Below are 7,510 nucleotides of genomic sequence, written 5' to 3'. Positions count from 1 at the left end.
ACGTCAATCACTCCTGGTCTCCTGCTGCACATAAAAGCAGCAGGCTAGGGTTAATGCGTGGGTCAGATTGAGATGGAAAAACCGGGGGCTAGTGGGTCACTTCTGGATGGAAATCAACAGTCCACATCCAGCATCAGCAGCGACAGTGGAGTTTTGGAGCGGTGCGCGCGCTGCCACTCGGACTCCAGCACTTCATCGAAGCGGCGGCGGTTGGCCAGGCCGGTCAGCGCGTCCTTGATCGCCAGCGACTCCAGGTGCTGGGTGAGCTGCTTCAAGGCTTCCTGCTGTTGCCGGGATTCCGTCACATCGACATGGGAGAGAAAGTTGCTGCCATTGGTCTGGGTGCCACGCAGTTCCACCACGCGCACCCAGCGGTTGTTGGGCAGTGCCAGCACGTAGGGGGCGCCTGAAAAGCGCTGGTGTTCCTTGAGGAGACCCAGGCTGGCGACATACTCCGCCGTGGGGACTTCGTGTTGCCAGGCCTGGGTGTAGAGCTGTGCAAAATCGCGCAGCTTCAGCGCATCGGTGCTGGGCAGCCCGTAAAGCTCCAGAAATGCGTGGTTGGCCCAGATGGCACGACCGATCTCATCGACCATCAAGATCCCGTCCGCCAGGCTTTCCAGTGCCATGGCTGTGTCTGGCAGGATTTGTGTGGGCAGTGGCTTGGTGTCAGGATTGATGCGGTCCTGCATGCCGGTCAGCAGTGGTGCCGTTTTGCGCCACAGCCTGACGCGACCATAGGCACCCAGTGGCAGGGACGCCACGCGCACGCGGTAGTCGTGGTGGTCAAACTCAAAAGCCCGCAACTGGTTGCGGTGCCGCAGCACACCTTCCTCGATGTAGCGATCGATCTGTGGCAACTCCTCGGCCGAGAGCCTTTGCAGATAGAAACGCCGCAGGTTATCGCGGTAGTCCTCCCCCACATGGACATGGCCTGCATGCTCTGGAAAGAACTGCAGGAAGGTGTCGTTCCAAACGAGTGCCTTGTCCTCTGCATCAAAAATGCAGATGGCGACCTCAAGCTGGTCGAGGGCTACTGCTATTGGTTTGAGGATTGAGATCAAGTGGGGCTATCCAAAAAGCTGTCTGAGTCTAGCTTGTAAGTTTTTTGTAACGAACCATGCTAAACCCGTGTAACACCCGCCATCCGCGGTGGCTGCCATCGCCATGTGCGCACGCGTCGGACGGGGCCTTTGCCTGGGTAGGTGTGCGCTGACGGCAGTCTGTCCAAAGGATAGGCATCAAAAGTGGTGCTGGCGCTGATGGAGAAAGCGCGAGCAGCTATGGAAGTTGATAGCGCTCACGTGCAGGAGCGGGGGCTGTACGGTGTGCAACGGGCACGAGGAGGTGGGGTACCACAAGTCGCGTGCGCGTCACCAAAAATTACAAATTCACTGTACTGAAGCATCTGGGTGAATCCAGGTTTCATCGACGGCCGAAGGGCGGTTGGGGAACCGCGGCTGCCCCCACCACCACACCGATGGCGCCAGACGCAGGTTCTTGGTGTGGCACAGTTGGCTGTAATACCCCCACAAAAAAGCCCAACCGGCAGGTCGGGCTTGGTGGGCTGCGCTCCGGGCTGGGCCAGGGAACGCGGCAATTGCAGCGTGGGTTATTGGATGGTGGCGCCCGAAGCTTCCACCACCGCCTTGGAGTTGGCGAAGTCTGCGCGGTACATCTTGTCAAACTCGGCAATGCTCATGGCCTTCGGCTCGGCGCCTTGGGCCAGGATGGCTTCCTGGGTTTCGGGCTTGGCCAGCAGCTTGTTGACTTCGGCATTCATCTTGGCCGTGATGTCGGCCGGTGTGCCAGCCGGCATGAACAGGCCGTACCAGGTGCTGACATCAAAACCCTTCATGCCCTGTTCCTGCATGGTGGGCACATCGGGCAGCGAAGTGGACCGTTTGGCCGAGGTCACGGCCAGCGGGCGCAGCTTGCCGGCCTTGATCTGTGCGATGGCAGAAGGGATGGAGGAGACCAGCAGATCCACGTTGCCAGCAATGGCATCCATCAGCGCCGGGTTCGAGCCCTTGTAGGGCACGTGGGTCAGCTGCACGCCCGCTGCCTTTTCGAACATGTGGCCGGCAATGTGGATGCTGGTGCCGTTGCCGGGCGAGCCGTAGGTGATCTTGGCGGGCGAGGCCTTGGCGGCGGCCACCACGTCGGCAATGCTCTTGTAGGGCGAATTCACGCTGGTGGCGATGATGACCGGGGTGTAGGCAATGTGGGCCACCGGCGTCAGGTCCTTGGTGGGGTTCCAGGGTAGGTTCTTGTACAGGTAGGGGCCGAGGATCAGGTTGTCCTTTTGGCCCATGACCATTTCATAGCCTGTGGCAGGGGCCTTGGCCGCCTCGGTGATGCCGATGGTGCCGCCGGCGCCGGCCTTGTTCTCGGGAACAATGGTCCACTTGGTGGCTTCGGTCAGCTTGTTGGCCATCACGCGCGACAGGATGTCTGTACCGCCGCCGGGGGGGAAGGGGATGACCAGCCGGATGGGTTTGCCGGGGTATTGGTCTGCTGATTGTGCGAGCACGGGGGCGGCAGCGCCTGCGGCCAACGCCAGGGTCGTGCAGGTAATCAGTGTGCGGTACATGAAGGTCTCCAAAAAACTCAGACATCAAAACTGCGGCTGGAGGCGCAAAGTACAGCGAGCCAGCCGCTTTCAAGCAGATTTGTGGGCCGTTGGATGGCACGGGGTGCAGGCCATCAGGCATGGAGTACCGGGTGAGCGCCTGTTTGCACGCAGCCTGCAGGGGTGGCCTGCAGATTGATCACTGGCTGCAGACACCGATCAGATGGTGCAGCACTGTGTGGCCCACGTAGCGCAAACAGGTTCTTGGGATAGCCGAATGTTAGCGCTGGAATCCTTCTCAAAAGACGGATCCTGCAAAAAATGCCTGCTGTTGGTGCATCAAGGCCGGTGCTTAGGCGGTGCGCACATCGGCCAGCACCGGATTGCCGAAGTCGGCACGCTCCAGCCAGGCCAGGACCCGTGCAGCGGCTTCGTCGGCCGACGTCAGTGCCCCTGAGCTGTGCAACTGGGCAAAGCGCTGCACGTCCGGGAAGGCCTGGCTGGAGGCGCTGCGCAACTGGCGTTGCATGTCCGTGTCGATAACGCCAGGGGCCAGCGAGCAGATTTTTGCGCCATTGGGTTTGAGGGCTTCGTCCAGCGCCACGGACACCGAGAAGTTGTCCATCCCGGCCTTGGCGGCGCAATAGGTGGCCTGCGAGGCGATGGCGCGGCGGCCCAGGCCCGACGAGATGTTGAGCACCTGGCGTGGAATGTCCCAGGCCTCGGTGGCTTGCAGGAACGCTGCGGTCAGCAGCATCGGGGCTTCCAGGCCCACACGCAGGGCCTGGGCAATCGCATTCCAGTCGCTGTCAGCCAGCGGGGCGATGGGGGGGATGACCCCTGCGTTGTTGATCAGGACCACGCGGGCGTAGTCGCCGGGTGTTTGCGCGCGGAGCCAGTCTTTCAATTGCTGGGCCGCAGCCTGCGGTGCTGCCAGATCGTGCTGCCATTGCAGCAGCGTGGCGTGGCCTTCGCGGGCTGTGGCGTCCAGGTCTGCGTTGCGGTGGCGCGCAATGCCCACCAGGTGGTGGCCCTGGCGCAGGATCTGCCGGGCCATGGACAGGCCCATGCCGCGCGAGCCGCCGGTCAGGATGTAAAGCTGAGGTTTCATGCGCCGTATCGTAGCGGCTCCATCCGGCGCATGAACCCTCAGGGGGGCGATCAACCGCCCAGGTAGGCTTTGCGCACGGCGTCGTTGCGCAGCAGGTTGGCGCCGGTGTCTTCCAGCACCAGCTGCCCGGTTTCCAGCACGTAGCCGCGGTCGGCAATCTGCAGGGCGCGGTTGGCGTTCTGCTCCACCAGGAACACCGTGACGCCTTGGCTGCGGATGGTCTGGATGATGTCGAAGATCTGCGCAATGATCAGCGGCGCCAGGCCCAGCGTGGGCTCATCCATCAACAGCAGACGCGGCTTGGACATCAGCGCACGGCCAATCGCCAGCATCTGTTGCTCGCCGCCCGACATCGTGCCCGCGCGTTGTGCCGCACGTTCCTTCAAGCGTGGGAACAGGTGGAATACGTGGTCCATGCCCGCTTCAATGTCGTGCTTGTTCAGGAAGAAGCCCCCCATCTGAAGGTTCTCCGTGACTGTGAGGTCCGGGAAGATGCGCCGCCCCTCGGGGGAGACGGCGATACCGCGCTGCATGATGTGGTGCGTGGGCAGGCTGGTGATGTCCTCGCCTTCGAACTGGATGGTGCCACTGGAGGCGCGGGGATTGCCGCACACCGTCATCAGCAGCGAGGTCTTGCCGGCGCCGTTGGAGCCGATCAGGCTGACGATCTCGCCCTTGTTGACGTGCAGCGACACCTTGTTGACGGCACAAATCGAGCCGTAATGCGTGCTGATGCTGTCCAGCTCCAGCATCGGTGGGTGTGTGCTCATCATGCCTCTCCCAGGTAGGCCTTGATGACCCGTTCGTTGTTTCTGACTTCCTCCGGCGTGCCATGGGCAATCGGCTTGCCGTATTCCATGACGGTGATGCGTTCGGAGACGCCCATGACCAGGCCCATGTCGTGCTCGATCAGCAGGATGGCGACGCCGTACTGGTCGCGCAGCTGGCGGATCAGGGCTTGCAGATCGAGCTTTTCCTGGGGGTTCAGGCCGGCGGCGGGTTCGTCCAGCATCAGCACCTTGGGCTCGGTGATCATGCAGCGCGCGATTTCCAGGCGGCGCTGGTGACCATAGGCCAGGTTGCCTGCTTCACGGTTCGCGAAATCGCGCAGCCCCATGTAGTCCAGCCAGTGCAGGCTGCGCGCGATGGACTCCGCTTCCTGGCGGCGGAAGCTGGGGGTGTTGAACAGGCCGGCCAGGACGGAGGCGCGATTTTTCTGGTGCTGGGCCACCAGCAGGTTTTCCAGCACCGTCATCTTCTTGAACAGCCGTACGTTCTGGAAGGTGCGCACGACGCCCTTGCGGGCGACCGTGTGGCTGCCCAGTCCGGCAATGCTGGCGTTCTGCAGCAGGATGCTGCCGCCTGTGGGGTTGTAGAAACCACTGATGCAGTTGAACACCGTGGTCTTGCCGGCCCCGTTGGGGCCGATGATGGCGAGAATCTGCTTCTCACCCAATTCGAGGCTGACGCCATCGACCGCAAGCAAGCCGCCAAAGCGCATGCTCAGGTCCTTGACGTCCAACAAATGACTGCTAGGCATGCTGGAGTGTTTTCTTCAAAGAGTGCATGGGATGGAGGGTCAGGCGCTGCGTTTGGCGGGCACCTTCACATGGTTGCGCGTGACCGGGAACAGTCCCTGGGGGCGCCACACCATCATCAGGATCATCACGAGACCGAAGATCAGCATGCGGTATTCGGAGAACTCGCGGGCCAGCTCCGGCAGCACGGTGATCAAAATCGCCGCGACGATCACCCCCAGCTGCGATCCCATGCCCCCCAGCACCACGATGGCCAGAATCAGGGCCGACTCGATGAAGGTGAAGGATTCGGGGTTCACGATGCCCTGGCGCGCTGCGAAGAACGCGCCCCCAAAGCCTGCGAACATGGCCCCCAGGGTGAAGGCGGACAGCTTGATGTGCATGGGGTTCAGCCCCAGGGAGCGGCAGGCAATCTCATCCTCGCGCAGGGCTTCCCAGGCGCGGCCGATGGGCATGCGGATGAGGCGGCTGGAGATCCACAGCGTCACCACTGCCAGCATCAGTGCCATCAGGTACAGGAAGATGACCATGTGCACGGAGCTGAACTCCCAGCCCATGAACTGGTGGAAGGTGGTGGCGCCTTCGACGCTCGGATTGCGTGTCATTTCCAGACCCAGCACCGTGGGCTTGGGAATGCCGGAAATCCCGTCAGGGCCACCGGTCCAGTCGTTCAGGTTGATCAGCAGCAGGCGGATGATTTCACCGAAGCCCAGTGTCACGATGGCCAGGTAGTCACCGCGCAGTCGCAGCACAGGAAAGCCCAGCACGAAGCCGAACAGGGCCGATGCAGCCCCTGCCAGTGGCAGGGCCTCCCAGAAGCTCCAGCCGGCCCAGTGGAACAGCAGGGCGTAGGTGTAAGCGCCGACGGCATAGAAGCCGACAAAGCCCAGGTCCAGCAGGCCGGCAAAGCCCACCACGATGTTCAGGCCCAGACCCAGCATGATGTAGATCATCGCCAGGGTGGCAATGTCCACGGCGTTGCGGCCCGCAAAGAAGGGCCAGGACACGGCCATCAGCAGGGCGGCGAACACCAGGGCATTGCGCAGTTTGGGCGTCAGTGCCGGCAGGCTGGGCAGGCGCAGGCCCTGGGTGGCACCGCGCAGGGTGGGCTTGAGCAGTTGCACCACGAACACCAGCACAGCGGCGCCGAGGACGTAGTTCCAGTGCGGCTCCAGCGTCATGCGGCCGCCGACGCGCTGCAGCTGCAAACCAAAGATGGGGGTGACGACCACGGCGGTGATGACGGCTGCCATCAGGGCCGGGCCCAGGTTCAGGAGAAGGCGTTGCATCAGACTTTCTCCACTTCAGGCTTGCCCAGCAGACCTGTGGGGCGGAACAGCAAGATCAGCACCAGCAGGCTGAATGCCACGATGTCCTTGTACTCGGAAGAGATGTAGGCGGCCGCCAGGGTCTCGGCGACGCCCAGGATCACACCACCCAGCATGGCGCCGGGGATGCTGCCGATGCCCCCCAGCACGGCGGCGGTGAAAGCCTTGATGCCAGCCAGAAAACCGATGAAGGGGTTGAGCTTGCCCACGGCCAGGGCAATCAGTACGCCGCCCACGGCCGCCAGCATTGCCCCCAGGATGAAAGTGAACGAAATCACGCGGTTGGTGTTGATACCCAGCAGGCTGGCCATGTGCATGTCCTGGGAGCAGGCGCGCGAGGCACGGCCCATGCGCGAGTGCTTGATGTACAGGGTCAGGGCAATCATCAGCACGACCGCCACGGCAATGATCAGCACGCGGGTGTAGGGCACGAACACCTCGAATCCGCTGCCCATCTCAAACTGGAAAGCACCAGGCAGCAGCGAAGGCACGGCCATGTCGCGCGCACCCTGGCCCAGGGCGACCCAGTTCTGCAAGAAGATGGACATACCGATCGCGGAGATCAGTGCCACCAGCCGGGGGCTGCTGCGCACCGGCTTGTAGGCCACCTGTTCGACGGCAAAGCCATAGATGCCGGTGATGACCACGGCCACGATGAGCATCAGGCCGATCACCATCCATATGGGCACGGTGCCCTGGATGCCGACGGCCGACAGGGTCACCAGCCCCACGTAGGCACCAATCATGTAGATGTCCCCGTGAGCGAAATTGATCATACCGATGATGCCGTAGACCATGGTGTAGCCGATGGCGATCAAAGCGTAGATGGCCCCGAGTGAGAGCCCGTTGAAAAGCTGCTGTAGCAGTTGGGGGAGAAAGTCGTTCATGTGCGCAAAGGCCTAACTAAATTGGAGGGCGCAGCAATACCCGTGTTGAACTGAAAAGCTCACAGGCTTGGTGC

General features: G+C 62.4%; 7 protein-coding genes. All 7 read right to left on the bottom strand.

Annotation, left to right across the window (positions count from 1 at the left end; translation table 11 throughout):
- Positions 1-113: 113 nt before the first annotated feature.
- Positions 114-1,064 carry a sensor domain-containing diguanylate cyclase gene (locus SJH88_RS07755; protein ID WP_274754087.1) on the bottom strand — a complete coding sequence of 317 codons (951 nt, stop codon included), beginning with the start codon at positions 1,062-1,064 and terminating at the stop codon, positions 114-116.
- A 548-nt stretch (positions 1,065-1,612) separates the two neighbouring features.
- On the bottom strand, positions 1,613-2,593 hold the full coding sequence (locus tag SJH88_RS07750; RefSeq protein WP_274754086.1) for a Bug family tripartite tricarboxylate transporter substrate binding protein: 981 nt from the start codon (positions 2,591-2,593) through the stop codon (positions 1,613-1,615).
- 331 nt (positions 2,594-2,924) lie between these two features.
- On the bottom strand, positions 2,925-3,683 hold the full coding sequence (locus SJH88_RS07745) for an SDR family NAD(P)-dependent oxidoreductase (protein WP_274754085.1): 759 nt from the start codon (positions 3,681-3,683) through the stop codon (positions 2,925-2,927).
- 50 nt (positions 3,684-3,733) lie between these two features.
- A complete protein-coding gene (locus SJH88_RS07740) occupies positions 3,734-4,435 on the bottom strand; it encodes an ABC transporter ATP-binding protein (RefSeq protein WP_274754088.1) in 702 nt (233 codons plus the stop codon).
- 17 nt (positions 4,436-4,452) lie between these two features.
- A complete protein-coding gene (gene livG / locus SJH88_RS07735) occupies positions 4,453-5,223 on the bottom strand; it encodes a high-affinity branched-chain amino acid ABC transporter ATP-binding protein LivG (RefSeq protein ID WP_274754084.1) in 771 nt (256 codons plus the stop codon).
- A 39-nt stretch (positions 5,224-5,262) separates the two neighbouring features.
- Entirely contained in the window at positions 5,263-6,510 is a 1,248-nt protein-coding gene (locus SJH88_RS07730) for a high-affinity branched-chain amino acid ABC transporter permease LivM (RefSeq protein WP_274754083.1), read from the bottom strand.
- Complete coding sequence (gene livH / locus SJH88_RS07725; protein WP_042412591.1) at positions 6,510-7,436, bottom strand: high-affinity branched-chain amino acid ABC transporter permease LivH; 927 nt, start codon at positions 7,434-7,436, stop codon at positions 6,510-6,512. The genes SJH88_RS07730 and livH overlap by 1 nt, the downstream gene beginning before the upstream one ends.
- Positions 7,437-7,510 lie beyond the last annotated feature (74 nt).

Origin of the sequence: Comamonas sp. GCA5 (genome assembly GCF_036541385.1) — a bacterium.
Classification (GTDB): domain Bacteria; phylum Pseudomonadota; class Gammaproteobacteria; order Burkholderiales; family Burkholderiaceae_C; genus Comamonas; species Comamonas aquatica.
Note: the sequence above shows the minus strand (reverse complement) of the source record. Positions and strands in the feature narration are given on the sequence as shown.

Bases quoted from the DNA above. Each gene is read 5' to 3' on its own strand.
- SJH88_RS07750 (WP_274754086.1), bottom strand. From the start codon at position 2,593: ATGTACCGCACACTGATTACCTGCACGACCCTGGCGTTGGCCGCAGGC.
- SJH88_RS07745 (WP_274754085.1), bottom strand. From the start codon at position 3,683: ATGAAACCTCAGCTTTACATCCTGACCGGCGGCTCGCGCGGCATGGGC.
- SJH88_RS07740 (WP_274754088.1), bottom strand. From the start codon at position 4,435: ATGCTGGAGCTGGACAGCATCAGCACGCATTACGGCTCGATTTGTGCC.
- livG (WP_274754084.1), bottom strand. From the start codon at position 5,223: ATGCCTAGCAGTCATTTGTTGGACGTCAAGGACCTGAGCATGCGCTTT.
- SJH88_RS07730 (WP_274754083.1), bottom strand. From the start codon at position 6,510: ATGCAACGCCTTCTCCTGAACCTGGGCCCGGCCCTGATGGCAGCCGTC.
- livH (WP_042412591.1), bottom strand. From the start codon at position 7,436: ATGAACGACTTTCTCCCCCAACTGCTACAGCAGCTTTTCAACGGGCTC.